We start from the raw sequence: 23,536 nt of genomic DNA, 5'->3' as shown, positions 1-23,536 counted from the left end.
TCGTGCCGGCTGCGGGCCGGGCCCGCGGGACCTCAGCGCTGCGCGAGCATCTCCGCGGCGAGGAACGCCAGCTCCAGCGACTGCTGGTGGTTCAGGCGCGGGTCGCACAGCGACTCGTAGCGGGTGGCCAGCGCGGCGTCGTCGATGTCCATGGCGCCGCCGAGGCACTCGGTCACGTCGTCGCCGGTGAGCTCCACGTGCAGGCCACCGGGGACGGTGCCCAGCGCGCGGTGCACCTCGAAGAAGCCGCGGACCTCGTCCACGACGTCGTCGAAGCGGCGGGTCTTGTACCCGCTGGCGGAGGTGATGGTGTTGCCGTGCATGGGGTCGCACACCCAGGTGACCTGAGCACCGGCCCGCGTGACGCCCTCCACCAGGGCGGGCAGCGCCTCGCGGATCGTGGAGGCGCCCATGCGGGTGATGAAGGTCAGCCGGCCCGGCTCGCGGTACGGGTCGACCTTGTCCACCAGGGCCAGGGCGTCCTCGACGGAGGTCTTGGGCCCCAGCTTGATCCCGATCGGGTTGCGCACGCGGGAGGCGAAGTCGACGTGCGCGCCGTCGAGCTGGCGGGTGCGCTCGCCGATCCACACCATGTGGGCCGACACGTCGTAGGGGCCGCCGCGGCGCACGTCGTCGGCCGCGGACTCCCCGGCCAGCGGGGGCTCCTCGTCCAGGGTGCGGGTCAGCGGGCGCTCGTAGTCCAGCAGCAGCGCCTCGTGGCTGGAGAAGAACTGCACCGTCTTCAGGGCGTCGAAGTCGGCGCCGCAGGCGACCATGAACCTCATCGCCTTGTCGATGTCGCGGGCCAGGGCCTCGTAGCGGACGTTCGCGGCGGTGGAGGCGAACCCGCGGTTCCACTCGTGGACCTTGCGCAGGTCGGCGTAGCCGCCGGTGGTGAACGCCCGGATGAGGTTCAGCGTCGCCGAGGACGTGTGGTACGCCCGCAGCAGCCGCTGCGGGTCCGGGGTGCGCGAGTCCGGCGTGAAGGCGTAGTCGTTGACGGCGTCGCCGCGGTACGCCGGCAGGGTCACGCCGTCGCGGGTCTCGTCGTTGCTCGAGCGCGGCTTGGAGAACTGCCCGGCCATCCGGCCGACCTTGACCACCGGCAGGCCGGCCCCGTAGGTGAGGACCGCGGACATCTGCAGCATGGTCTTCAGGCGGCGGCGGATGCCCGCGGCCGTGGCGCCGGCGAAGGTCTCGGCGCAGTCCCCGCCCTGCAGCAGGAACGCCTCGCCGCGGGCGGCGGCCGCCAGCTGGGCGCGCAGCTGGTCCGCCTCCCCGGCGAACACCAGCGGGGGGTACGAGGCGAGCTCCGCCTGGACCTCGGCCAGCGCGGCGGCGTCGGGCCACTGCGGCTGCTGGGCGGCGGGCAGGTCCGGCCACGTGATCGAGGAGGCGGCCGTGGGCGCGGTGCTCGTTCCAGTGCTCACGCGGCCCAGTCTCCCACCCCGGCGGTGCTGCCGGGGACGCCTGGGGAGGGGCCGCCGCAGCGGTTCACCAGCGCAGGCCCGCGGTCTCGGCGCGCCGCTCGGGCGGCACCGTGCGCAGCACGCCCGTGGCCTCGGCCAGCGGCACCTGGACGACGTCCACCCCGCGCAGCGCCGCCATCGTGCCGAGGTCGCCCGTCGCCAGCGCCGTGACCGCCGAGAGCCCGAAGCGGGTCGCCAGGACCCGGTCGGCGGCCGAAGGCGTGCCGCCGCGCAGCAGGTGGCCCAGCACCGTCAGGCGCATCGACACCCCCGGCAGCCGCTCGGTCAGGGCGCGCTGCAGCTGCTCCCCGGCGCCGCCGAGCTGCACGTGCCCGAACGCGTCGCGCTCGGCGGTGCGCAGCGCCTGCTCCCCCAGCACCTGCGCGCCCTCGGAGAGCACCACCAGCGGTGCGTCGCCGCGCTCGAGCACCTCGCGCAGCGTCGCGGCGACCGCGTCCAGGTCCACCGCGTCCTCCGGCAGGAGGGTGACGTGCGCCCCCGCCGCGGTGCCGGTGTGCAGCGCGATCCACCCCGCGTGCCGGCCCATGACCTCCACGAGCATGACCCGGTGGTGCGAGGCGCCGGTGGTGACCAGCCGGTCGCACGCCTCCACGGCGGTCTGCACCGCGGTGTCGAAGCCGAAGGTGGCGTCGGTCGCCGACAGGTCGTCGTCGATGGTCTTGGGCGCGCCCACCACGGGCACGCCCGCCTCGTGCAGCGCCGTGGCCACCCCCAGGGTGTCCTCCCCGCCGACCGCCAGCAGGGCGTCCACGCCCAGGCGGGCCATCGACGCGCGCACCCGCTGCACGCCCTGCTCGACGCCGTCGGCCAGCGGGTTGGTGCGGCTGGAACCCAGGACCGTGCCGCCGCGCGCCAGCAAGGGGCGCACGTCGGCCTCGCCCAGCGGCACTGCGTCGCCGTCCAGGACGCCGCGCCAGCCGTCGCTGAAGCCCAGGAAGCGCATCCCGTGGCGCTGGGTGCCGGCCAGGACGGCCGCGCGCAGGACCGCGTTGAGGCCGGGGCAGTCCCCGCCACCGGTCAGCAGGCCCACGCACCACCCCGCCCCGGGTTCCCTCGCGCCGCCGCTGCCGGTGCCGCTGCCCCCGGTGCCGCCCGTCGTGCCGGTCATGGCGCCTCCCCCGTCCGCCGGCCGCTGTGCCGGACGTGTCGATGTGACGTGGGCCACTGTGTCACCGCGATGCGCGCGCCGCGATCACCCGCGCCGACCCGGCCTCGGCTCAGGCGGGCGGGTCCCCCGGCGCGCCGCGACCGCCGGGCCCGGAGGTGCCCGGGCCGGGGACGGCGGGCGGCGCACCCCCGTGACGCGGCGCGTACTCGTCGACGTACTCCTGCCGAGACAGGCGCTGGATGGCGGCCATCACCTCGTCGGTGACCGAGCGCACGACGAACTGGTCGTCCGCGCGCCCGGCGAAGCGGGACAGGTCCATCGGCTCCCCGATGACGATCCCCACCCGGCGCACCCGCGGCAGCGCCCGCCCGCGCGGCATGAGCTCACCGGTGCCGACCATCGCCACCGGCAGCACCGGCGCGCCCGAGCGCAGGGCGATGCGCGCCACCCCCGTGCGCCCCCGGTGCAGCCGCCCGTCCGGGGAGCGGGTGCCCTCCGGGTAGATGCCGAACAGCTCCCCGCGGCGCAGCACCTCGACCGCGCCGTCGATGGCGGCGCTGGAGGCCGCCCCGCCGCTGCGGTCCACCGGCAGCTGACCGACCCGGCGCAGCAGCCCGCCGAACAGCCGCCCGCGCACGCCCGCACCGGTGAACATCTCCGCCTTGGCGATGAACGTGATCCTGCGGGGCAGCACCGTCGGCAGCAGGACGGCGTCGGCGAGGGAGAGGTGGTTGCTGGCCAGGATCGCCGGTCCGGTGGCGGGCACGTTCTCCAGCCCGCGGACCCACGGGCGCAGCACCGGCGTCAGCACCGGCTCGGCCACCAGCCGCTTGATGACCCAGTAGAGCACCGGCCGCCTCCTCGCCCCCGGCCGGCGCGCGCGGCCGGCGCTTCCGCAGCCGCGACCCTAGGGCACCGCGGACCGGCCGGCTCGGCCCACCGCGCGCCGCGGGGCGCGCCGACGCGAACGCCTCGACCGCGCGCGGTGCTCGTGACACGATGAGCTGTGCCCGCTGACCCGGACGACGCAGCCGGCCGCCTCGACGTCGACGCGGCCTTCGCCGAGATCGTCGCGCGCTGGGAGGACGAGGGCCCCGGCGACCGCAGCCCCGGGCCCGGCGCGTCCGGCCAGGACGACGCCGCCTCCGGCACCGGTGGAGCACCCGACGACGAGGGAGCCGGGCCCCGCGACGAGGCCGGCCGCGAGCAGTCCGCCGCGCCCGGGGCCGGCCCGGGAGCGCCGTCGCGGCCCGAGGGCCGCACCGTGCGCCCGGCGCGGCCGCTGCCCCCGGCGCCCCGCGAGGACGTCCCGGACGGTCCACCGCGGCGCACCGCCGAACCGGAGGAGCTGCGGGACCTGGACGCCGGGGAACGCTTCGTGCCGGCCGACCCCGCCCCGCTGCCCCGGGACCTGGTCGGCTGGGCCGCGTGGGCCGCCGTCGTCGGCGCTCCCCTGTTCCTGCTCCTGGTGGCCCTGACCCAGCGCGATGCGCCCGCCCTGGTGACCGTCGCGACGGCCGTGGTGTTCGTGGCGGGCTTCGCCACGCTCGTCGTGCGCCTGCCCCGCTCGCGCGACGATGACGACGACGACGGCGCGGTGGTCTGAGCCCACCACCCGGAGCGCCCCGCACCCCGCCGCGGAACCGTTCAGGCGTCCCCGGTCGCCGGGACGAGCAGGTCGGCGACCACGGCGAGGTGGTCGGTCGCGGCCGCGGCGCCCTGGACGCCGGGTGTCCCCACCGCGGTGACGGCCAGGCGCCCGTCGGCCAGCACGGCGTCGATGCGGCGCCGCGGTGCGCGGGCCGGGAACGTCGCGAACGCACCGCCGGCGAGCTCGGCCGCGTCGCTCAGCCGGCTCGTGAGCACGGCCCGGGCGGGCCCGCCGGGCTCCTCGTTGAGGTCGCCGGCCAGGACGAGGGGAGCGCCGCGACCCGCCGCACCGGCGTCGGGCAGCAGCCGCAGGGCGTGGTCCACCCGCTCGGCGGCGTCCAGGCCCAGGTGGACGCTGCGCACCAGCACCGGCACCGACCAGCCCGCCCCGGCCACCACCCGCACGAGCGCCTCCGCCGTCCCGCGCCGGCGGACCGGGCGCCGCGCGCGCAGGCGCGGGGTGGGCAGCGCCCGCACCGCCGCCGCCCGCACGTCCACCCGGCCCGCCGCCAGCACCGCGGTGCCCGCACCCGCCCGCCCCGCGGCCACCACCTGCAGGCCCGCGTCGGCGGCCAGGTCGCCCAGCCTGTGCGCGGCCAGCGGGTGCGTGGGCACCTCCTGCAGGCACAGCACGTCCGCGGCCGCCGCGCGCAGCACCTCCCGCAGCGCCCGGCTGTCGTCCAGCAGCTCGCGCACGTTGCAGGTGGCGACCCGCAACGGCGTCCGGCCGGTGCCGTCCCCGGCCGGTGCTGCGGGCACCTCAGCCCCAGCCGCGCGAGAGGTCCGCGGCGCCCACCAGACCGGCCGCCGGCCCCAGCTGGGCCCGCACGACCCGCAGCTCGGGCCGGAAACCCCGCCCGGTCAGGGTGCGCCGGTACGCCTCCCGGCACGGGCCCAGCAGCAGCTCGTCCGCGTCGGAGACACCGCCGCCGATGACGACCGTGCCCGGGTCCAGGGCCGCGGCGAGGTTGGCGACGCCGACGCCCAGCCAGCGCCCGACCTCCTCGAACAGCTCCACCGCCGCCGGGTCGCCCGCGCGCGCGGCCTGCGTCACCAGCGGGCCGGTGATCGCCTCCGGGTCGCCGTCGGCCAGCTCCAGCAGGGCGTGCGCCACCGGCGAGGCGGACCGGGCCAGCTCGCGCGCCTCGCGCACCAGCGCGTTGCCGGAGGCGTACTGCTCCCAGCAGCCGCGGTTGCCGCACTCGCAGCGGTGCCCGCCGGGGACGACCACCATGTGCCCGAACTCCCCCGCCAGGCCGTAGCGCCCGCGCACCACGCGGCCCTGGGTGACGATGCCGCCGCCGATGCCGGTGCCCATCGTCACGCACAGCAGGCGGCTCTCGCCGCGCCCGGCGCCGAAGCGGTACTCCGCCCAGGCCGCCGCGTTGGCGTCGTTCTCCACCACGGTGCGCCGCCCGACGCGCCGGCCCAGGCGCGCGCGCACCCGTCGCTCCACCGCCTCGCGCAGCGGCTCGTTGCGCCACGCCAGGTGGGGGGCGAACAGGACGTTCGCGCGCTCGGCGTCGACGAACCCGGCCGCGCCGATGCCCACGGAGACGATGTCGTGGGCGCCGGCGAGCTCCTCGACGACCTCGGCGATGGTGTCCTCGACCGCGCGCGGGCTGCGGGTGGGGGTCTCGCGGCGCACCTGCGCCACGACGCGGCCCTCGCCGTCCACGACGCCCGCCAGGACCTTCGTGCCGCCGATGTCCACGCCGACGGCGGGGCCGTCGCCGATGAGGGCCCGGCGCGTCTGCTGCCGCAGCCGCTGCTGGATCGCCGCTCGGCGCGGGTCCGGCGGCCGGCGGCGACGGGGCTGGCTCGGGCGGGGTGCGGCCATCTCGCGTCCTGTCGTCACGTCCTGCGCGGGCTGGGGGGCTCGGTCGTCCGGAGTCAGTCGATCCGGGCCAGGTCCGCGGCGCCGATGATCCCGGCGGCGTTGCCGCGGCGCGCGGTGCGCAGCGGCGGCGGACGGCGGTGCGTGCGGCCGGGCAGGTTCTCGGCGAGGCTGGCGCGAGCCGGGGCCAGGAGCAGCTCGCCGGCGGCGGAGACACCGCCGCCGACGACGACGACCTCGGGGTCCAGCACGGCCGCGAAGCTGGCGACGGCCTCGCCCAGCCAGCGGCCCACCTCGGCCAGCAACCTCGCCGAGGCGGGGTCGCCCGCCTGCGCCAGCCGCGTGACGGTGGGGCCGTCGACGGCGTCGGGGTCGCCGCCGGCGGCCCGCAGCAGCTCGGCGGCGGCGGGGTCCCCCGAGCGCAGCAGGTCCCGCGCCTCGCGCACCAGCGCGTTGCCGGAGACGTACTGCTCCCAGCAGCCGAGGTTGCCGCAGCCGCAGGCCCGGCCCCCGGGCACCGCGCGCACGTGGCCCAGCTCGGCCGCGGCGCCGTTGGCCCCGCGCTGCAGGACGCCGCCGGAGACGATGCCGCCGCCCAGGCCGGTGCCCACCGTCAGCATCAGCACGTCGTCGACGGGGCGGCCGTCCTCGTCCAGGCCGCCGCCGAAGCGGTACTCGGCCCACGCGGCGGCGTTGGCGTCGTTCTCCACGACGACCCGCCGGCCCAGTCGCGGCTCCAGCCGGCGGCGCAGCGGCTCGTCGCGCCAGGCCAGGTTGGGGGCGAAGACGACCGAGGAGCGCGCCGCGTCGACGAAACCGGCCGCGGCGACGCCGACGGGACCGAACTCGTGGGTCGTGGCCAGCTCGGCGATGGCGTCGGCGACCGCCTCCGTGATGGCGTCCGGGTGCGAGGCGGGGGTCTCCCTGCGGGTCTGGACGAGGATCTCCCCGCGGTGGTCGACCACACCGACGCCGATCTTGGTGCCGCCGATGTCCACGCCGACGGCGTTGCCGGGGACCTGCCCGGCCGTGCCCGGAGCGCTGCCCGTGCTCGTGCGCTGATCCGCCATGCCGTCCGGAACCCCCTGCGACGCGTGCCCCGGCCGGGGCGGTCGCACGATCGGCGACCGCCAGGAGGCTAGAGCATCGCCGCCGCGACCTCCGCGCTGGCACGCGGGACCGGCGCGCGGGCTGCCGGGGGGTCAGCCGGCGAGGGCCCCCAGCACCGTCATGGCGAGCAGCAGCAGCAGGGTCAGCGCCAGGCCGCCGCCGGCCGCGACGGCGATCTTCGCCCGGGGGGAGCCCAGGCCGCGCACCGGCGCACCGGCGGAGTCCGCCAGGGCGCGCAGCATGCGCTCGACCTCCTCCTCGTCGGGCAGCGCGGCTCCCTCGGCCGGCGCGGCGGCCGGGACCTCAGCGGGCTCCTCGACCGGTGCAGGAGGCCTGGTGGTGGGCGCGGTGGTGGGTGCGGTGGTGGACGCGGGGAGCGCGGTGGCCGGCGCGAGGGAGGCGTGGCACAGCGAGCACCACTGCTGCCCGGCGCGCACCCGTGCCGCGCAGGAGGGGCAGCGCTGCGGCGGCGCAGGCACCGGCGCGGCCGCAGCGGCCGGCGCGGGGTCCACGGGCAGGCGGCTCACCGGCGGGCCCACGTCCACGGACCCGAAGGCCGCGCTGGTGCGGGTGCCGCCGCGCGCGTCGCGGCGCGCGGCGCCACCGGGTCCGTCCAGCACCTCGTCCACCGCTCCTCCTCGCCCGGGCCGGCTCACCCGGCCCCGTCCCGGGACCATCGGCGACCGCGGGCGCCACCTGAAGCCGACGCACCCGCGGGTAGGGTCGGGGCGCCGCCGCAGCGCGCGGGCGGCCCGGACGCGGCCGACGACGGCGTCGTCCCCGGAGCACACCGAGGAGGACACCCCGTGCGGAGCAGCTGCGAGCCCCCGCTCGTCCCGCCCGCGACCACCGGGAACCTCACCGACTGCGTCGTGGACACGGCGCGCGAGGTCCCCGGGCACGTCAGCGTCAGCCGCAGGCAGGACGACGGCCGGTGGCGCGACGTCAGCGCCGCCGACCTCCTCGCCGACGTCGCGGCGGTGGCGAAGGGGCTGATCGCCGCCGGCGTGCAGCCCGGCGACCGCGTCGCCCTGATGGCCCGCACCAGCTACGAGTGGACCCTGGTGGACGTGGCCGTCTGGTTCGCCGGCGCGGTGACGGTCCCCGTCTACGAGACGTCCTCGACCGAGCAGGTGCGCTGGATCCTGTCCGACTCCGGGGCGGTGGCCTGCTTCGCGGAGACGCCGGAGAACGCCGCGCGCGTCGCGGCGGTGCGCGAGGGGCTGCCGCAGCTGCGCGACGTGTGGACGCTGGCGTCCGGGGCGCTGGAGGAGCTGCGGACCGCGGGCGGCGACACGGGCGAGGACGAGCTGGAGCAGCGGCGCACCCTCGCGGGCCCCTCGGACCCGGCCACCGTCATCTACACCTCCGGCACGACCGGGCGCCCCAAGGGCTGCGTGCTCACCCACGGCAACTTCCTGGACCTGGCGCGCAACGCCCGCGCCGCCATCCCCGAGGTCCTGCAGCGCCCGGACGCCGCGACGCTGCTGTTCATCCCCCTGGCGCACGTGTTCGCCCGGTTCATCCAGGTGCTGTGCCTGGTGTGCCGCGTCCGGGTCGGCCACACCCCGGACGCGAAGGACCTGCTGCCCGACCTGGCGGGCTTCCGCCCGACGTTCGTGCTCGCGGTGCCGCGGGTCTTCCAGAAGGTCTACAACGGCGCCGAGCAGCGCGCCGCGGCCGGCGGGCGGCTCAAGGCGGCGGTCTTCGAGCGGGCCTCGGCCACGGCAGTGGCGTACTCCCGCGCCCTGGACGCCCGGGGCCCCTCCCTGCCGCTGCGCGCGCAGCACGCCCTGTTCGACCGGCTGGTCTACTCCAAGCTGCGCGACCTGCTGGGCGGCAACGTGGCGCACGCCGTCTCCGGCGGTGCCCCGATGGGCGAGCACCTGACGCACTTCTTCCGCGGTGCGGGCCTGGTGGTGCTGGAGGGCTACGGCCTGACCGAGACCACCGCGCCGTTGTGCGTGAGCAGGCCCTCCCGCATCCGCATCGGCACCGTGGGCCCCCCGCTGCCGGGCACCGACGTGGCCGTCGACGACGACGGCGAGATCCTGTGCCGCGGCCTGGGCGTGTTCCGCGAGTACCGGGGCCGCGAGCAGGAGACCGCCGAGGCGTTCGAGGACGGCTGGTTCCGCACCGGGGACCTGGGCGAGATCGACGACGCCGGCAACCTGCGCATCACGGGCCGCAAGAAGGAGATCATCGTCACGGCCAACGGCAAGAACGTCGTGCCCGCCACCCTGGAGGACCGGCTGCGGGCTCACCCCCTGGTCTCCCAGGCCGTCGTCGTCGGCGATCAGCGGCACTACGTGGCCTGCCTGATCACCCTGGACGAGGAGGCGCTGCCGTCCTGGGGCGCCAACCACGGCCGGCCCGGGCTGGACCTCGCGCGCGCCCGCACCGACGAGGTCGTGCTGGGCGCGCTGCAGCAGGCCGTGGACCGCGCCAACGAGGCGGTCAGCCGCGCGGAGTCGATCCGTCGCTTCCGCGTCCTGGCCGACGACTTCACGATCGAGAACGGCTACCTCACGCCCTCGCAGAAGGTGAAGCGCTCCGAGGTGCTGCGGGACTTCGCCGGCGAGGTCGACGCCCTGTACGGCGAGTGAGGTCGGCGGGGGTGCCCCGGTGACGCGCCGGGAGGTCGCCGTGCTGGGGGTGTGGTGGGCGCTGACGGCGCTGGCCACGCACAGCGTGGTGCGCTACCGCTGGTGGATCGTGGCGGGCTACGTGCTGGTCGCGGCGGCGCTGCTGGTGCTGGCGGCGACGGCCCGCGACGACCGCGGTGCGGCGCCGGCTCCGCGCGCGGGGCGGGCGGCGGCCGGGGCGCTGGGCGTGGTGGCGCTGACGCACCTGCTCCTGGAGCCCTTCAGCTACCTGGGCGCCCGGGGGCTGTGGGGGGTGCGCGCCGTGCTGGCCGGTTCGGCACTGGTGGCGGGGGCGCTGCTGCTGGGCCGGCGCACCGGTGCGGCGGCGCTGCCCGTCGCGCTGGCCGGGGCGGCGGCGGCGTGGGCGCTCGTGGTGACCGGCGACCCCGCCCCGCGCATCGACGTGTGGGTGATCCTGCAGCAGGCGGCCGACGGGCTGCGCCGCGGGGAGTCGATGTACGCGATGGAGTGGGTGGGCTCGCCCGGCATCACGGACGCGTTCGCCTACCTGCCGTGGACGGCGGTCCTCACCGCCCCGGGCCGCTGGCTGGCCGGCGACGTGCGCTGGGCGCTGGCGGTGCTGGTGGCGGTCGCGGCGCTGTGCACGGCGGCGCTGGGTCGCTGGCGCGCGCCGGCCGTGGCGGCCGCGGCGCTGCTGGTGCTGGCACCTGGCGGCAGCACCCTGGTGGAGCAGGCCTGGACCGAGCCCACCGTGCTGGTGGGCCTGGCCGCCTGGGCGGTGCTGGTGGCGCGCGGCGGGACGGGGGCGTGGTGGTCGGTGGTGCCGCTGGCGGTGGCGCTGGCCGCCAAGCAGCACGTGGTGGTGCTGCTGCCGCTGCTGGCGGCCTGGCCGCGGTTCGGGCTGCGCCGCACGGCGGGGGCCGTGGGCGGTGCGGGGCTGCTGGTGGCGCCGTGGGCGCTCGGCGCACCGCGCGACTTCCTGCACGACACGGTGCGCACCATGCTGGAGCTGCCCCCGCTGCGCTTCGCGGACACCCTCTACACCGCGGTCCTCAACGAGACGGGGGTGCGCCTGCCGTTCGCGGTCGTGGGCGTGCTGGTCGTGGCGGTGCTGGCCGGGGCGGTCGTGGCGCTGCACCGCCGCCCGGTGGGGCTGGCCGGGCTGCTGACGTGGTGCGCCGCGGTGCTCATGGTCGTCAACCTCCTCAACAAGCAGGCGTTCTACAACCAGTTCTGGCTGGTCGGGGCGCTGCTGCTGCTGTCGGTGGCCGCCGCCGCCGGGGCACGCCCGGAGCTCACGGGCCCGGTGGCGCCGACGCGACCGGCACGTCCTGACCGGCCAGCAGGGCCGCCAGCCGGTCCACCTGCGCGTCCCAGCCCCAGCGCCGGCTGACCCACTCGCGCCCGGAGCGCCCCAGGGCACCGGCCCGGGCCGGGTCGCCCAGCAGGTCGGCCACGCGGGCGGCGACGGCCGCCACGTCGCGCCCGTCGACGACGTGCCCGTTGACGCCGTCCAGCACGGCGTCCGGTGCACCGCCGGAGTCCCCGGCCACGACGGGCAGCCCGCACGCGGCGGCCTCCAGGTAGCAGATGCCCAGCGCCTCCGGCTCCAGCCCGCCCAGCCGGGTGCGGGTGGGCATGCAGAAGACGTCCCCGGCGTCGTAGTGCGCCGGGGTGCGCTCCCACGGGACCGCACCGGTGAGCACGACGTGCCCGCGCAGGCCCAGGCGGTCCACGAGCCGCTCCACCGCGGGTCGGTGGGGCCCGTCGCCCACGAGCAGCAGCGCGGCCCCGGGCACCCGCCGGCGCACTTCGGGCATCGCCCGCACGAGCACGTCCTGGCCCTTGCGCGCCACGATCCGCGAGACGCACACCACCACCGGGCGCCCGCCCAGCCCGTACCGCTCGCGCACCTCCTCGCCGCCGCAGCCGGGGCGGAAGACGCCCGCGTCGACGCCGGGGGTCAGCTGGCGCATCCGCCCGCGCGCGGCGGGGCTCAGCGGGCGCTCGATGCGCGAGCGGCACCACGGCCCCAGGTGGGTGAGGGTGTCCACGCCCTCACCGATGCGGTGCAGCGCGGCGCGCGAGCCGGGCAGCGTGGACCACCACACCTCGTGGCCGTGGGTGGTGGCCACGCTGCGCCGCACGCCCGCGCGGTGCAGGCCGGGCGCCAGCAGCCCCAGGGGCGCGGCCGCGCCGAACCAGACCCGGTCGGCACCGTGCTCGCGCGCGGTGCGCCGCACGCGGCGCGCGATCGCCGGGGTGGGCACCATCAGCGGGGACGGGTCGCGCACGACGGTGGTCCCCGCGGCGGCCAGCTCGGCGTCGACGGTGCGCGCACCGCGCTGGGAGGCGGTGTGCACGACCACGCGCGCGGCGTCGCCGTCACCGCGGCGAGCCGCGGCGGCGGGCAGCAGGCGCACCACGGCGTGCACGAACGACTCGATGCCACCGGTGCGCGGGGGGAAGTCGTTGGTGACGACGAGGGTGCTCACGGCCCCCACCCCACCAGGCCGCCGGCGACGTCGGCGCGCCAGGTCCGCTGCACGTCCGCCCAGCCGGTGCCGAGGGTGGCGCGGCAGGCGCCGTCGAGGCGCTCGGCCAGCGGGGCGGCGGGCTCGCCGCCGCGTCCGGGAGCGGTGCCGAGCCGGCGCTGCAGGGCGGTGACGGCGGGGGTGCCGGCGCGGCGGGCGGCGGAGGTGACGAGCGTCCAGGCGGCGGCGTAGGCCACCTGCAGGCGGGCCCCGGTGGCCTCGAAGTCCTCGTCGGCGGGCACGGCCGGTGCGGCACCGGCGGCCACGGCCCGCAGCAGCGGCGCCGCCAGGGCGGCGGCCGGCACGTCCAGGCCGAGCCGGGCGAGGTGGTCGGCGCAGCCCTCGGAGAGCCAGCGCGGCACCGGACGGAGCCCGTCGGCGGCGGGCCGGGCGCCGGCCGTGGCCCGGGTGGCCACGTGCACCAGCTCGTGGGTGAGGGTGGCGGTGCGCCCGGCGCGCGTCAGGCGCGCGAAGCGGTCGGCGGCCAGGACCACGCGCACCCCCGCCGGCGCGCCGTCGGGCAGGGCGGCGTCCTGACCGACCGCGACGGCGTCCAGGGCGGCGGCGCGGCGCGGGTCCAGCCCGGCCAGCCGGGCTGCGAGCGCCGTGGTGGGCACCACGACGACGGCGGTGCCGCGCGGCCAGTCCGGGCCCCAGGCGGCGTCCACCCGGGCGGTGGCCGCGGGCAGGTCCTCAGCGGCCTCGGCGGCGACGCGCCCGGCCGCCTCGTCGGCCGCTGCGTCGACATCGTGCCCGGGCCGCACGAGGAGCACGACGCCTCCGGGCACCCGGTGGGCCCGGACGTCGCCCAGGTCCCACGGGTGCGGTGCGCCGGCGGCGTCCGGCAGCGCGAGCGCCCAGGCGCCGTCGCGCCGCACCAGAGCGGTGCTCCAGGGCCCGGCGACCTCACGGCCCTCCCCCACCACCCGCACGCGCAGCCGGCCGCGCACCCGCGCGTCGCGGTCGCCGCCCCCTTCGACCCCCTCGTCCACGCCCTCGACATCCACCGACCAGGAGGTCAGGCCGGCGCGCACCGCGGCGGTGTCGGCGCGGCGCAGCTCGGCGCGGGCACCGGCGGAGGCGGGGGCGCACCCGGCGGCGGCGGCCTCGACGTCCCCGGCGGCCAGGGCGCGCCCGCGCGCGGCGAGCAGTCGGGTCACCTCGGCGACGAGGGCCGGCGGGCCGCGCCGGACGGGACGGGCTGTGCAGGCGCTCAGCGGTGCGGTGCCGAGCAGGGCCGCCCCGGCGCCGGTGAGCAGGTCGCGCCGCCGCACCGACCACCCTCCCGCCACCGCCGCATCGTCGCACCCGCGGTGCTCAGGTCGTGCAGCCCGGACCGCGGGGCCCGACCCGCGGGAGCCGGCCCGCGGGGGCTCAGCCCGCGCGGCGCCGGCCGCCGTCGCCCGGGTCCAGACGCAGCGGGGGCACGAGGCCCGAGCGGGCCAGGACCCGCACCGCGTCGCGCTCCTCGGCGTCGAGCCGGGGCGCCGTCGGCTCCCCGAGCAGGACGGACACGACGCACCCCGAGCACGCCGCCGGCCGGGCGGTGCAGCTGTCGCAGTCGATGAGCACCGGCACCTCCGCGCCGTCGCGGGCCGCTGCGGCCCGGCCGGTCCCGCGACCGGCGCTGCGCACGCTAGGCGCCCCCTCCGACACACCTCCTCCGCACGTGACCGCCACCGGCCGGGCGCCGGCTCGAACGCGGGTTCGACCCGGTGCGGCGCGCCGCCGGTGCGGTGTCGGCCGCACCTGGCACCGTTCGCCCGTGCCCACCCCGACCCGCCGGTCCGCACCGGCCGCCCCGACCGCCGGGGCCACCGCGGCCGTCCCGCGGCAGACGAGCTTCGAGGAGCTGGGGCGGCCGCTGGCGGAGACGACGTTCGTGGTCGTGGACCTGGAGACCACCGGCGGTGCGCCGGCGGACGGCGGGATCACCGAGATCGGCGCGGTGCGGGTGCGCGGCGGCGAGGTGCTCGGGGAGCTGCAGACGCTGGTGCGCCCCGACGTGCCCGTCCCGCCGGTCGTGCAGCTCCTCACCGGCATCACGCCGTCGATGCTGGCGACGGCGCCGTCGGCCGCGCAGGTGCTCCCCAGCTTCCTGGAGTTCGCCCGCGGAGCCGTGCTCGTGGCGCACAACGCGCGCTACGACACCTCCTTCCTGCAGGCGGCGTGCCGGCGCGCGGGCCTGGAGTGGCCGCGCCCGGAGGTCGTCGACACCCTCGCGCTGGCCCGTGCCCTCGTCGGCCGCGACGAGGCGCGCGACCACAAGCTGGGCACCCTGGCGCGGTTGCTCGGCGCCACCTCCGCCCCCGACCACCGGGCGCTGAACGACGCCCGGGCCACCGTGGACGTGCTGCACGCCCTGCTGGGGCGGCTGGGCAACCGGGGCGTGCAGACGCTGGAGGACCTGCACGCCCTGACCGCCGCGGCCCCGGCTGCGCGGGCGCGGCGGGGCAAGCGGCACCTGGCGCTGGGGCTGCCGTCGGCGCCGGGGGTGTACCTCTTCCGCGACGCGCGGGGCCGGGTGCTGTACGTGGGCACGTCCGTGGACGTGCGCCGCCGGGTGGCGCAGTACTTCACCGCCTCGGAGACCCGCGCGCGGATGACGGAGATGGTGGGCGCGGCGGCCGAGGTGGTGCCCGTGGTGTGCGCCACGCCGCTGGAGGCGCGGGTGCGCGAGCTGCGCCTGATCGCGGAGCACTCCCCGCCCTACAACCGCCGCTCCAAGGACCCCGAGCGCGTGACGTGGGTGAAGCTGACCGCCGAGCCCTGGCCGCGGCTGTCCCTGGTGAAGCAGGTGCGCGACGACGCCGCGGCCGGGGCGGAGTACCTGGGCCCGTTCCGCTCGGCGCGCACCGCGGAGCTGGCGGTGGCGGCGCTGCACGACGCGCACCCGCTGCGGCGCTGCACGCGGCGCATCCCCCGGGCGCCGGGCCCGGACGGCCCCGGGGCGTGCGTCCTGGCCGAGCTGGGCCGCTGCGGCGCGCCGTGCCTGGGCACCGGGCGCGGCGGGCAGGACGCCGCCTCGTACGCGCTCGTGGTGGAGCAGGTGCGCTCCTCGCTGCGCGAGGACGCCGGCGCCGCCCTCCAGGCCGGTCGGCGGCGGATGCGGGAGCTGGCCGCGCAGGAGCGCTTCGAGGAGGCCGCGCAGGCCCGCGACCGGCTGGACGCCTTCCTGCGCACCGCCGAGCGCGCCCAGCGGCGCGAGCCCCTGGCGCGGGCGCCGGAGGTCGTGGCGGCGCGGCGCTGCACCCCCGAGCCGGGGTGGCCGGACGGCGGCTGGGAGCTGGTCCTGATCCGCCACGGCCGGCTGGCGGGCACGGCGCTGACGCCGCGCGGGGCCGACCCGGTGCCCCACGTGGCGGCGCTGCGGGCCACCGGGGAGGTCGTGGAACCGCCCGGGCCGGGACGGCCGGGGCTGCTGGTGGAGGAGACCGACGCGCTGCTGACGTGGCTGGAGCAGCCGGGGGTCCGGCTGGTCTCCCTGGGGGAGCCGGCGGCGGGGTGGGCGCTGCCGGTGCGGGGGGCGGGCTGGGCGCGGCACCGGCTGGGCACGGCGGGCACCGCGCCCTAGGCTGCTGGGGTGATCACCGCCATCGTCAACGTCCGCACCGACGGCCGGCGCATCCCCGAGACCGCCCAGGCGCTCGCCGACCTCACGGGCGTCTCGGAGGTCTACTCCGTGACCGGTGACGTCGACCTGGTCGTCATGGTGCGGGTGCGTCGCCACGAGGAGCTCGCGGACGTCATCGCCGGCGGCATCAGCCGGGTGGAGGGCGTCACGGGCACGACCACGAACATCGCCTTCCGCGCCTACTCCCGCCACGACCTGGAGAGCGCGTTCGACCTCGGCTTCGACTGACCGGACGCCCGAGCGCTGCGCGCGCCCGGCTCGCCGGTCCCTCAGGCGCGGGTGGCGGCCACCCAGCGCTCCAGCACCTGCGCGGCCCGGCCGGAGTCCAGCGCCTCCTGCGCGCGGCGCACGCCCTCGGCCAGGTGCGCCACCAGGCCCTGCGTGACGTCGCCGGGCGCGGGTGCGGGCGCGCGCACCCCCGCGGCCACCATGGCGGCGGCGGCGTTGAGGACGACGGCGTCGCGCACCGGCCCGCGCGCACCCGCCAGCAGCTCGCGGGCCACGCCGGCGTTGTGGCGGGCGTCGGCGCCGCGCAGGTCCGCGAGGGTGGCCGGGGCCATGCCGAGGTCGGCCACGGCGTCGACGACGGCCTCGCCGACCCGGCCCCCCTCGACGGTCCAGACGCGCGCCGGGGAGGTGGTGGTGAGCTCGTCGAGGCCGTTGGCGCTGCGGAAGACGAGCGCGGACGTGCCCCGGGAGGCCAGGACCCCGGCGACGAGGGGTGCCATGCGCGCGTCGGCGACCCCGATGGCGGTGGCGCCGGTGCGCGCGGGGTTGGTCAGCGGCCCCAGGACGTTGAACGCCGTGGGCACCCCCAGCCCGGTGCGCGCGCCCGCGGCGTGCCGGAAGGCGGGGTGGAAGACCTTGGCGAAGCAGAAGGTGATGCCGACCTCGACGGCGACCTGCCCCACGCGCGCGGGCGGCAGGTCGAGGTCCACGCCCAGCGCCTCGAGCACGTCGGCGGACCCGGAGGACGAGGAGGCGGCGCGGTTGCCGTGCTTGACGACGCGGTGCCCGGCACCGGCGAGCACCAGCGCGGCCATCGTGGAGATGTTCACGGTGTGCGCCTGGTCGCCCCCGGTGCCGACGAGGTCGACGGTCGGGCCGGGCACCTCCAGCGGCACGGCGTGCGCCAGCATCGCGTCGGCCAGGCCCGCCAGCTCGGCGCTGGTCTCGCCCTTGGCGCGCAGCGCGACGAGGAAGCCCGCCAGCGGCACGTCGCCGGCCTCCCCGCGCATCACCCGGTCCATCGCCCACGCGGTGTCGGCGGCGTCGAGGTCGCGCCCGGCGATGAGCTCGCCCAGCACCCGGGGCCAGGTCGGCTCGTCGACCCGCCCGGGGCCGGCGGGTGCGGCGGAGGGCGCGCTGGGCTGCGGGAGCGTCATGGGGGTCCCCGGTGGGTGCGACGGCGGATCGAGGGCTGAGCCCGCACCCTACTGACCGCTCCCGCCGCCACCCCCTCCCCCGCGCCCGCACGCGCTCGGCACCGCACCGGCACGAGGTCCGCCCGAGGTCCGCACGGGACGGGGGAACACCACCCGGACGGCCCACGGCGAGATCTACGACACGACGTCGGTGGGCCGGTCGGCGCACGACGGGGGTGGTGGGGCATGATGGCTGCCGTGGCGAGTGCACAGGCTGTCCAGAGCAGTACCCCGAGTCCCGCACACGGCTCGGTGAACCGGCCGAACATGGTGTCGGTGGGCGTGATCGTGTGGCTCGCGAGCGAGCTCATGTTCTTCGCCGGCCTGTTCGCCATGTACTTCACGATCCGCTCGGTGGCGCCGGCGCTGTGGGAGACCGGCCCGGAGAAGCTGAACGTGACCTTCTCGAGCGTCAACACGCTCATCCTGGTGATCTCGTCGTTCTGGTGCCAGTTCGGCGTGTTCGCCGCCGAGCGCTTCCAGCCGCGGCGTCGCGGCCGGTTGTGGCAGGTGGGCGGCTGGGGCATGCAGGAGTGGTTCGTCCTCACCTACATCTTCGGCGGGATCTTCGTCGCCGGTCAGGTCTACGAGTACGCGGAGCTGGCCGTCGAGGGCCTGACGATCGCCACGGACCCCTACGGCTCGGTGTTCATCCTGACCACGGGCTTCCACGGCATCCACGTCCTGGGCGGTCTGGTCGCCTTCCTCATGGTGATCGGCCGCTCGTTCGCCGCCAAGCGCTTCGGCCACCAGGAGGCCACCAGCGCGATCGTCATCTCCTACTACTGGCACTTCGTCGACGTGGTGTGGATCGGCCTGTTCACGGTCATCTACATCCTCAAGTGACCGAGCAGCCGCACCCCCACCGCACGCGCAAGCACCGACGGAAGCGAGCACCCCGACCGTGACCAGGACCCTCACCGCACTCAGCGCCCGACGGCGCCACCCGCTGGCCGTCGTCGTGCTGATCGCGTTGGCGCTCCTCCTCGTCGGCGGCCTGTACGCCGCTGCGGCCCCCCGGCCCGCGGAGGCCTCCACCGCGACGGCGTCCGCCGACGACGTCGCGGCCGGCAAGGAGCTGTTCCTCGCCAACTGCGCCAGCTGCCACGGCCTCGACGCCCAGGGTGGCGAGGTCATCGAGGGCAGCGGCGCCGGCCCCTCCCTCATCGGCGTCGGCGCCGCTTCCGTCGACTTCCAGGTCGGCACGGGCCGGATGCCGCTGCAGCAGTCCTCCGCGCAGGCGCCGGAGGTGCCCAAGCTGCGCTTCTCGCAGGACCAGATCGACCAGCTGGCCGCCTACGTCGCCTCGCTGGCCCCCGGCCCGGCCGTCCCGACCGAGGACGTCCTCGACGTCTCGGACGTCACCGCCGAGGAGGTCGCCCGGGGCGCCTCGATCTTCCGGACCAACTGCGCGATGTGCCACAACTTCGCCGGCAAGGGCGGCGCCCTGACCGGCGGCAAGTACGCCCCCGACCTCACCGGCGTGGAGGGCAAGTACATCTACGAGGCGATGGTGACCGGCCCGCAGTCGATGCCGGTGTTCGACAACAACAACATCAGCGCCGAGGACAAGACCGCGATCATCGCCTGGCTGACCCAGGAGGAGGAGTTCCGCCCGGAGCCGGGCGGCCAGCCGCTGGGTTCCCTGGGCCCGGTGAGCGAGGGCCTGTTCGCCTGGATCGCGGGCATCGGGCTGCTGCTGGGTTGCTCGGTGTGGCTGGGGATGAAGTCCTCGTGAGCGGCGCGGTCGACCACGACGCGGTGAGCGAGACGGACCGCGGGGCGCTGCCCCGCACGGACAGGCAGGGAGCATGAGCGACATCGAGCGCGCCGACGAGGCGCACGGACAGGGCTCCTCGGCCCTGGTGAAGCCCGAGGGCGCAGGTGTCCCCGAGCGCTTCGAGAACCCGGGCCTGCCCCCCCACCGCCACCGGCTGGGTGACGTGGACCCGAAGGCGGCCAAGCGCGCCGAGCGCCAGGTGGCGCTCATGCTGGTGCTGTCGATCCTCGGCTCCCTGGGCATCATCGCCTCGATCATCGGGATCAAGTACGACGGCGGCTTCGACCGCATCAGCGCCTCCACCCGGGCCATCGGCCTGTGCATGTTCGTCTCCCTGTTCGCCCTGGGCGTCGGGGCCGTGCACTGGGCGAAGACCCTGATGCCGGACGACGAGCGGATCGACTACCGGCACCGCCAGCGCGGCACCACCGCCGAGCGCGAGGAGGCCGTGGCCATCCTCAAGGAGGGCTCGGCCGAGGCCGGCCTGGGCCGGCGCCCGCTGATCCGCAACACGCTGGTCGGCGCCCTGGCGCTCTTCCCGCTGCCCGCCGTCTTCTTCTTCCGCGACACCGGTCCCCTGCCGGGCAACAGCCTGTCGGTCACCATGTGGGAGGAGGGCACCTACCTCATCAAGGACCCGACGGGTGGGCGCATCCGGGCCGCGGACATGACCAACGGGTCCGTGATGCACGTCATGCCGGAGGGCATCGACGAGGTCGAGCACCCCCTCAACGAGAAGGCGAAGTCCGCGGTCCTGCTCATGCGGCTGGAGGAGGACCTGCTCACGCCCAAGTCGGCGGAGTGGGGCGTGGACGGCACCGTCGCCTACTCGAAGATCTGCACCCACATGGGCTGCCCGGTGGCCCTCTACGAGCAGCAGACCCACCACCTGCTGTGCCCCTGCCACCAGTCGACCTTCGACGTGACGCAGGACTGCAAGGTGATCTTCGGCCCCGCCAGGCGCCCCCTGCCGCAGCTGCCCATCCGGGTGGACGCGGACGGCTACCTCCAGGCGAGCAGCGGCTTCCGAGAAGCCGTGGGCCCGAGCTTCTGGGAGCGCGGATGAGCACCATCGACAAGACCGCCGGGGGCGTCGCGAACTTCGCCGACGACACCGTCGGCGCGAGCAAGATCGTCAACGGCTTCGCTCGCAAGATCTTCCCCGACCACTGGTCGTTCATGCTGGGTGAGATCACCCTCTACAGCTTCGTCATCCTGCTCTTCACGGGCACGTTCCTGACGTTCTTCTACGAGCCCAGCGCGGCGGAGACCGTCTACAACGGCGACTACGCCCCGCTGGCCGGCCAGACGGTCTCGCAGGCCTACGAGTCCTCGCTGCGCATCTCCTTCGACGTGCGCGGCGGCCTGATCATGCGCCAGGTGCACCACTGGGCGGCCCTGGTCTTCGTGGCCGCCACGGTCGTGCACATGATCCGGGTGTTCTTCACCGGTGCCTTCCGCAAGCCCCGCGAGATCAACTGGGTCATCGGCCTGGTGCTGGCGCTGCTGGCCGTGTTCGAGGGCTTCACGGGGTACTCGCTGCCGGACGACCTGCTCTCGGGCACCGGCATCCGGATCGCCCAGGCGATCATCCTGGCGGTCCCGGTGGTCGGCAGCTACATCAGCTTCTTCCTCTTCGGCGGGGAGTTCCCGGGCGAGGACTTCGTCCCCCGCTTCTTCACCATCCACGTCCTGCTGCTGCCGGCGGTGATGCTCGGCCTGATCGTCGTGCACCTGGCGCTGGTCGTGATCCACAAGCACACGCAGTACCCCGGCCCGGGGCGCACCGAGGACAACGTGGTGGGCTTCCCGCTCTTCCCGGTCTACATGGCCAAGGCCGGCGGGTTCTTCTTCATCGTCTTCGGCGTCATCGCCCTGATCGCAGCACTGGTGCAGATCAACCCGATCTGGGCCTACGGCCCGTACGACCCCTCCCCCGTGACGGCCGGTTCGCAGCCGGACTGGTACATGGGGTGGCTCGACGGCGCGGTGCGCATCACGCCGGGGTGGTTCGAGTTCACGGCGTTCGGCTACACGTTCTCGATGAACATCTTCATCCCCACGACGGTGGTGATCCTGTTCGTGATGGCGGCGGGCTCGCTCTACCCGTGGATCGAGCAGGCCGCCACCGGTGACCGCCGCGAGCACCACCTGCTGGACCGCCCGCGCAACGCCCCGACCCGCACGGGCCTGGGTGTCATGGCGCTGACGTTCTACGTGCTGCTGCTGATCTCCGGCGGCAACGACATCATCGCCCACATGATGGGGCTGTCGATCAACGACATCACCCGCAGCCTGCGCGTACTGGTGTTCGTCCTGCCGGCGCTGGCCTTCGTGGTGACCAAGCGCATCTGCCTGGGCCTGCAGCGCAAGGACCGCGAGAAGGCCCTGCACGGGCGGGAGACCGGTCGCATCGTCCGCCTCCCCCACGGCGAGTTCATCGAGGTGCACGCTCCGCTGACCGACGCCGAGCGTTGGGTCCTGGTCCAGCACGACGTGAACCGCCCGATGGAGGTGGAGGACCGCGTGGACGCCGGCAACCCCGGCACCCTCTACGGCAAGGTGCAGCGTCGTCTGTCGAAGTTCTACTTCGAGGACCGCGTCGAGCCGGTGACGCCGGCGGAGCTGGATGCCGCGCACCACGAGCACCACACCGAGATCGAGAGCCAGGAGCACGCCTCGATCGAGGAGCGTGGAGAGAACGCGGCGATCGCCACGTCGCAGAAGTACCACGGCTGACCGGCGACGATCGCGGTAGCAGCACGACGAAGGCCCCGGGCGCTGCGCCCGGGGCCTTCGTCGTGCTGGAGGGAACACGATGATCAGGTCAGGGCGGACCCGGCGGTCCACTCCTCCCAGCTCTCGTTCCAGACGCTGAAGCCGTTGCCGTCCTCCATGCCGCGGTCGCTGCCCGTGAAGACCACGACGTCCCCCACCTTGGAGTTCTCGAACATCCACCGGGCGTCCTGGGTGCTCATCCCCGTGCAGCCGTGGCTGACGTTGGCGCTGCCCTGGGAGGCCACCGACCAGGGGGCGGCGTGCAGGAACTCACCGGAGTTGGTCAGGCGCATCGCGTACTTCACGGCGACGTTGTAGTACTCCGGGTCATCGGGGCTGACGCCCGTCGTCTCGGCGTCCATCTGCCGGGACTCCTCCAAGCTCATGATCACCTTGGTGCCGCTGCGGGTGATGTACCGACCGCCGTGACCGGTCTGCCCCGCGGTGACGGGGATGGTGCGCAGCACCTCACCGTCCCGGGTGACGGTGAGGGTGTGGGCGTCGAGGTCCACGGTGCTCACCACCGCGCTGCCGACGGTGAAGTCGATGTCCCTCGTCGTCCCCCAGACACCGGGTGCGACCTCGACGTTCCCCAGGTCCAGGTCGAGGTGCACGGCCGTCTGAGCGGGCCAGTACTCCCGCGGGCGGAACTCCACCTTCGTGTCCGACTGCCAGCTCCAGGAGCCCTCGACGGCCTGGGGCTGCGTGGTGACGTGGAGGTTCCGCTCCACCTCGTCACGGCGGTCGTCGGCCACCGGCTCGTCCAGGGTCACGATGACGGGCATGCCCACCCCGACGGTCGACCCGCCCAGCGGCGCGACGGCAGGGAAGGCGGTCGCGACCGGGGTCAGGGTGGTCAGCGTGGTGTCGTGGACGACCCGCTCCCCCGCGGTGTCGGTGGCCACCGCGTGCACGGTGTAGCTGGTGCTCGCGCTCAGCGGCCCGGTGCTGCTCCACGTGGTACCGGCTGCGTCGAGGGCTCCCTGCAGCACCGACCCGTCGGGCGCGGTGACGTCCACCTGCTCCAGCTGCCCGCGCGTGACGGCCACCGTGACGGGGGCGTCGAGCCGCACGTCGGTGCTGGCCTCCGCCGGGGTCACGGTGAAGCGCACCGGCGGGGTCGAGGGTGTCGCGCTGGCGCTCACGCCGTCCCGGGCGCTGTCCGCACCCGTCGTCGCGGGCCCGCACGCGGCGACGCTGGTCGCCATCGCCAGGACGAGTGCGGCTGGTGCCCAGGCCCGGACGTGCCGGTGCGGCGTGCTCACTGCTGCTTCCCCCTCGGGCCGCTCGAGCGGCCTGGTCGATCCCCTGCCGTCACGGCTCCCCGGACGGCCCCACTGGTGTGACGCAGCGGGCACCTGACGCGTTGCACGTCGAGGGGCAACGATGTGCCGGCCGGGGAACTTCCCCCTGTGGAGCCGCCCCCGGGAGGGCGGGACGCGAAAGGGCCCCGCACCTCGTGGGTTCTAGCGGTCCCCGCAACACCCTGACCTCAGGGAGTTGCGGGGACCGTGTCGTTGGATCAGGCGCGAGTGAGGTTCTTCCAGGTCCTGGATGAGCAGGACGGCAACGTGCGGGCCGCTGC

At 76.3% G+C, this 23,536-nt stretch carries 21 protein-coding genes; 9 read left to right on the top strand and 12 right to left on the bottom strand.

Going from position 1 to position 23,536, the window contains the following annotated elements; genetic code table 11:
- Positions 1–32 precede the first annotated feature (32 nt).
- The 3 genes from ACRYR9_RS09435 to ACRYR9_RS09425 all read right to left on the bottom strand — a co-directional run bounded on the left by ACRYR9_RS09435 (position 33) and on the right by ACRYR9_RS09425 (position 3,448).
- Entirely contained in the window at positions 33–1,430 is a 1,398-nt protein-coding gene (locus tag ACRYR9_RS09435) for a class II 3-deoxy-7-phosphoheptulonate synthase (RefSeq protein WP_432495113.1), read from the bottom strand.
- Between the two features lie 64 nt (positions 1,431–1,494).
- On the bottom strand, positions 1,495–2,598 hold the full coding sequence (locus ACRYR9_RS09430; RefSeq protein WP_432495111.1) for a 6-phosphofructokinase: 1,104 nt from the start codon (positions 2,596–2,598) through the stop codon (positions 1,495–1,497).
- A 109-nt stretch (positions 2,599–2,707) separates the two neighbouring features.
- Positions 2,708–3,448 (bottom strand): lysophospholipid acyltransferase family protein, encoded by a 741-nt coding sequence (locus ACRYR9_RS09425; protein ID WP_432495109.1) that lies wholly within the window; start codon positions 3,446–3,448, stop codon positions 2,708–2,710.
- Between the two features lie 156 nt (positions 3,449–3,604).
- Between ACRYR9_RS09425 and ACRYR9_RS09420 the strand changes: the two genes are divergently transcribed.
- On the top strand, positions 3,605–4,204 hold the full coding sequence (locus tag ACRYR9_RS09420) for a hypothetical protein (RefSeq protein WP_432495107.1): 600 nt from the start codon (positions 3,605–3,607) through the stop codon (positions 4,202–4,204).
- Positions 4,205–4,245: 41 nt separating this feature from the next.
- Here ACRYR9_RS09420 and ACRYR9_RS09415 read toward each other — a convergent pair whose 3' ends face one another.
- From ACRYR9_RS09415 to ACRYR9_RS09400, 4 genes are all read right to left on the bottom strand, one after another.
- Entirely contained in the window at positions 4,246–5,007 is a 762-nt protein-coding gene (locus ACRYR9_RS09415) for an endonuclease/exonuclease/phosphatase family protein (RefSeq protein WP_432495105.1), read from the bottom strand.
- A 1-nt stretch (position 5,008) separates the two neighbouring features.
- Positions 5,009–6,088 (bottom strand): ROK family glucokinase, encoded by a 1,080-nt coding sequence (locus tag ACRYR9_RS09410; RefSeq protein WP_432495103.1) that lies wholly within the window; start codon positions 6,086–6,088, stop codon positions 5,009–5,011.
- Between the two features lie 53 nt (positions 6,089–6,141).
- The gene (locus tag ACRYR9_RS09405) at positions 6,142–7,155 is read right to left on the bottom strand and encodes an ROK family glucokinase (RefSeq protein WP_432495101.1); all 1,014 of its coding nucleotides are present in this window, start codon (positions 7,153–7,155) and stop codon (positions 6,142–6,144) included.
- A 132-nt stretch (positions 7,156–7,287) separates the two neighbouring features.
- Positions 7,288–7,824, bottom strand: a complete 537-nt coding sequence (locus ACRYR9_RS09400) for a hypothetical protein (RefSeq protein WP_432495099.1) — start codon at positions 7,822–7,824, stop codon at positions 7,288–7,290.
- A 177-nt stretch (positions 7,825–8,001) separates the two neighbouring features.
- Here ACRYR9_RS09400 and ACRYR9_RS09395 point away from each other — a divergent pair, with 177 nt between their 5' ends.
- Together ACRYR9_RS09395 and ACRYR9_RS09390 are read left to right on the top strand one after the other, a co-directional pair.
- Entirely contained in the window at positions 8,002–9,801 is a 1,800-nt protein-coding gene (locus ACRYR9_RS09395; protein WP_432495097.1) for an AMP-dependent synthetase/ligase, read from the top strand.
- A gap of 19 nt (positions 9,802–9,820) precedes the next feature.
- The gene (locus ACRYR9_RS09390) at positions 9,821–11,194 is read left to right on the top strand and encodes a hypothetical protein (RefSeq protein WP_432495095.1); all 1,374 of its coding nucleotides are present in this window, start codon (positions 9,821–9,823) and stop codon (positions 11,192–11,194) included.
- On the opposite strand, the gene ACRYR9_RS09385 is transcribed toward ACRYR9_RS09390, so the two are convergent.
- The 3 genes from ACRYR9_RS09385 to ACRYR9_RS09375 all read right to left on the bottom strand — a co-directional run bounded on the left by ACRYR9_RS09385 (position 11,097) and on the right by ACRYR9_RS09375 (position 13,970).
- The gene (locus ACRYR9_RS09385) at positions 11,097–12,296 is read right to left on the bottom strand and encodes a glycosyltransferase family 4 protein (protein WP_432495093.1); all 1,200 of its coding nucleotides are present in this window, start codon (positions 12,294–12,296) and stop codon (positions 11,097–11,099) included. The two genes, ACRYR9_RS09390 and ACRYR9_RS09385, sit on opposite strands and share 98 nt — an antisense overlap.
- A complete protein-coding gene (locus tag ACRYR9_RS09380; protein WP_432495091.1) occupies positions 12,293–13,627 on the bottom strand; it encodes a hypothetical protein in 1,335 nt (444 codons plus the stop codon). The genes ACRYR9_RS09385 and ACRYR9_RS09380 overlap by 4 nt, the downstream gene beginning before the upstream one ends.
- A gap of 82 nt (positions 13,628–13,709) precedes the next feature.
- Positions 13,710–13,970 carry a hypothetical protein gene (locus ACRYR9_RS09375; RefSeq protein WP_432495089.1) on the bottom strand — a complete coding sequence of 87 codons (261 nt, stop codon included), beginning with the start codon at positions 13,968–13,970 and terminating at the stop codon, positions 13,710–13,712.
- Between the two features lie 130 nt (positions 13,971–14,100).
- Here ACRYR9_RS09375 and ACRYR9_RS09370 point away from each other — a divergent pair, with 130 nt between their 5' ends.
- Both ACRYR9_RS09370 and ACRYR9_RS09365 read left to right on the top strand, forming a co-directional pair.
- Positions 14,101–15,909, top strand: a complete 1,809-nt coding sequence (locus ACRYR9_RS09370; protein WP_432495087.1) for a DEDD exonuclease domain-containing protein — start codon at positions 14,101–14,103, stop codon at positions 15,907–15,909.
- A 9-nt stretch (positions 15,910–15,918) separates the two neighbouring features.
- On the top strand, positions 15,919–16,197 hold the full coding sequence (locus ACRYR9_RS09365) for an Lrp/AsnC family transcriptional regulator (protein ID WP_432495084.1): 279 nt from the start codon (positions 15,919–15,921) through the stop codon (positions 16,195–16,197).
- 41 nt (positions 16,198–16,238) lie between these two features.
- On the opposite strand, the gene trpD is transcribed toward ACRYR9_RS09365, so the two are convergent.
- A complete protein-coding gene (gene trpD / locus ACRYR9_RS09360) occupies positions 16,239–17,354 on the bottom strand; it encodes an anthranilate phosphoribosyltransferase (protein WP_432495082.1) in 1,116 nt (371 codons plus the stop codon).
- Between the two features lie 225 nt (positions 17,355–17,579).
- Here trpD and ctaE point away from each other — a divergent pair, with 225 nt between their 5' ends.
- From ctaE to qcrB, 4 genes are all read left to right on the top strand, one after another.
- Entirely contained in the window at positions 17,580–18,239 is a 660-nt protein-coding gene (ctaE, locus tag ACRYR9_RS09355; protein ID WP_432495080.1) for an aa3-type cytochrome oxidase subunit III, read from the top strand.
- Between the two features lie 58 nt (positions 18,240–18,297).
- Complete coding sequence (qcrC, locus tag ACRYR9_RS09350) at positions 18,298–19,131, top strand: cytochrome bc1 complex diheme cytochrome c subunit (protein WP_432495078.1); 834 nt, start codon at positions 18,298–18,300, stop codon at positions 19,129–19,131.
- A 73-nt stretch (positions 19,132–19,204) separates the two neighbouring features.
- The gene (gene qcrA / locus ACRYR9_RS09345; RefSeq protein ID WP_432495076.1) at positions 19,205–20,239 is read left to right on the top strand and encodes a cytochrome bc1 complex Rieske iron-sulfur subunit; all 1,035 of its coding nucleotides are present in this window, start codon (positions 19,205–19,207) and stop codon (positions 20,237–20,239) included.
- Entirely contained in the window at positions 20,236–21,912 is a 1,677-nt protein-coding gene (qcrB, locus tag ACRYR9_RS09340; RefSeq protein ID WP_432495074.1) for a cytochrome bc1 complex cytochrome b subunit, read from the top strand. The genes qcrA and qcrB overlap by 4 nt, the downstream gene beginning before the upstream one ends.
- A gap of 83 nt (positions 21,913–21,995) precedes the next feature.
- Here the strand turns inward: qcrB and ACRYR9_RS09335 are convergent, their stop codons facing one another.
- Positions 21,996–23,216 carry a L,D-transpeptidase gene (locus ACRYR9_RS09335; RefSeq protein ID WP_432495072.1) on the bottom strand — a complete coding sequence of 407 codons (1,221 nt, stop codon included), beginning with the start codon at positions 23,214–23,216 and terminating at the stop codon, positions 21,996–21,998.
- Between the last annotated feature and the right edge of the window lie 320 nt (positions 23,217–23,536).

The organism is Kineococcus auxinigenes (assembly GCF_050871525.1).
In the GTDB taxonomy this organism is placed as follows: domain Bacteria; phylum Actinomycetota; class Actinomycetes; order Actinomycetales; family Kineococcaceae; genus Kineococcus.
Note: the sequence above shows the minus strand (reverse complement) of the source record. Positions and strands in the feature narration are given on the sequence as shown.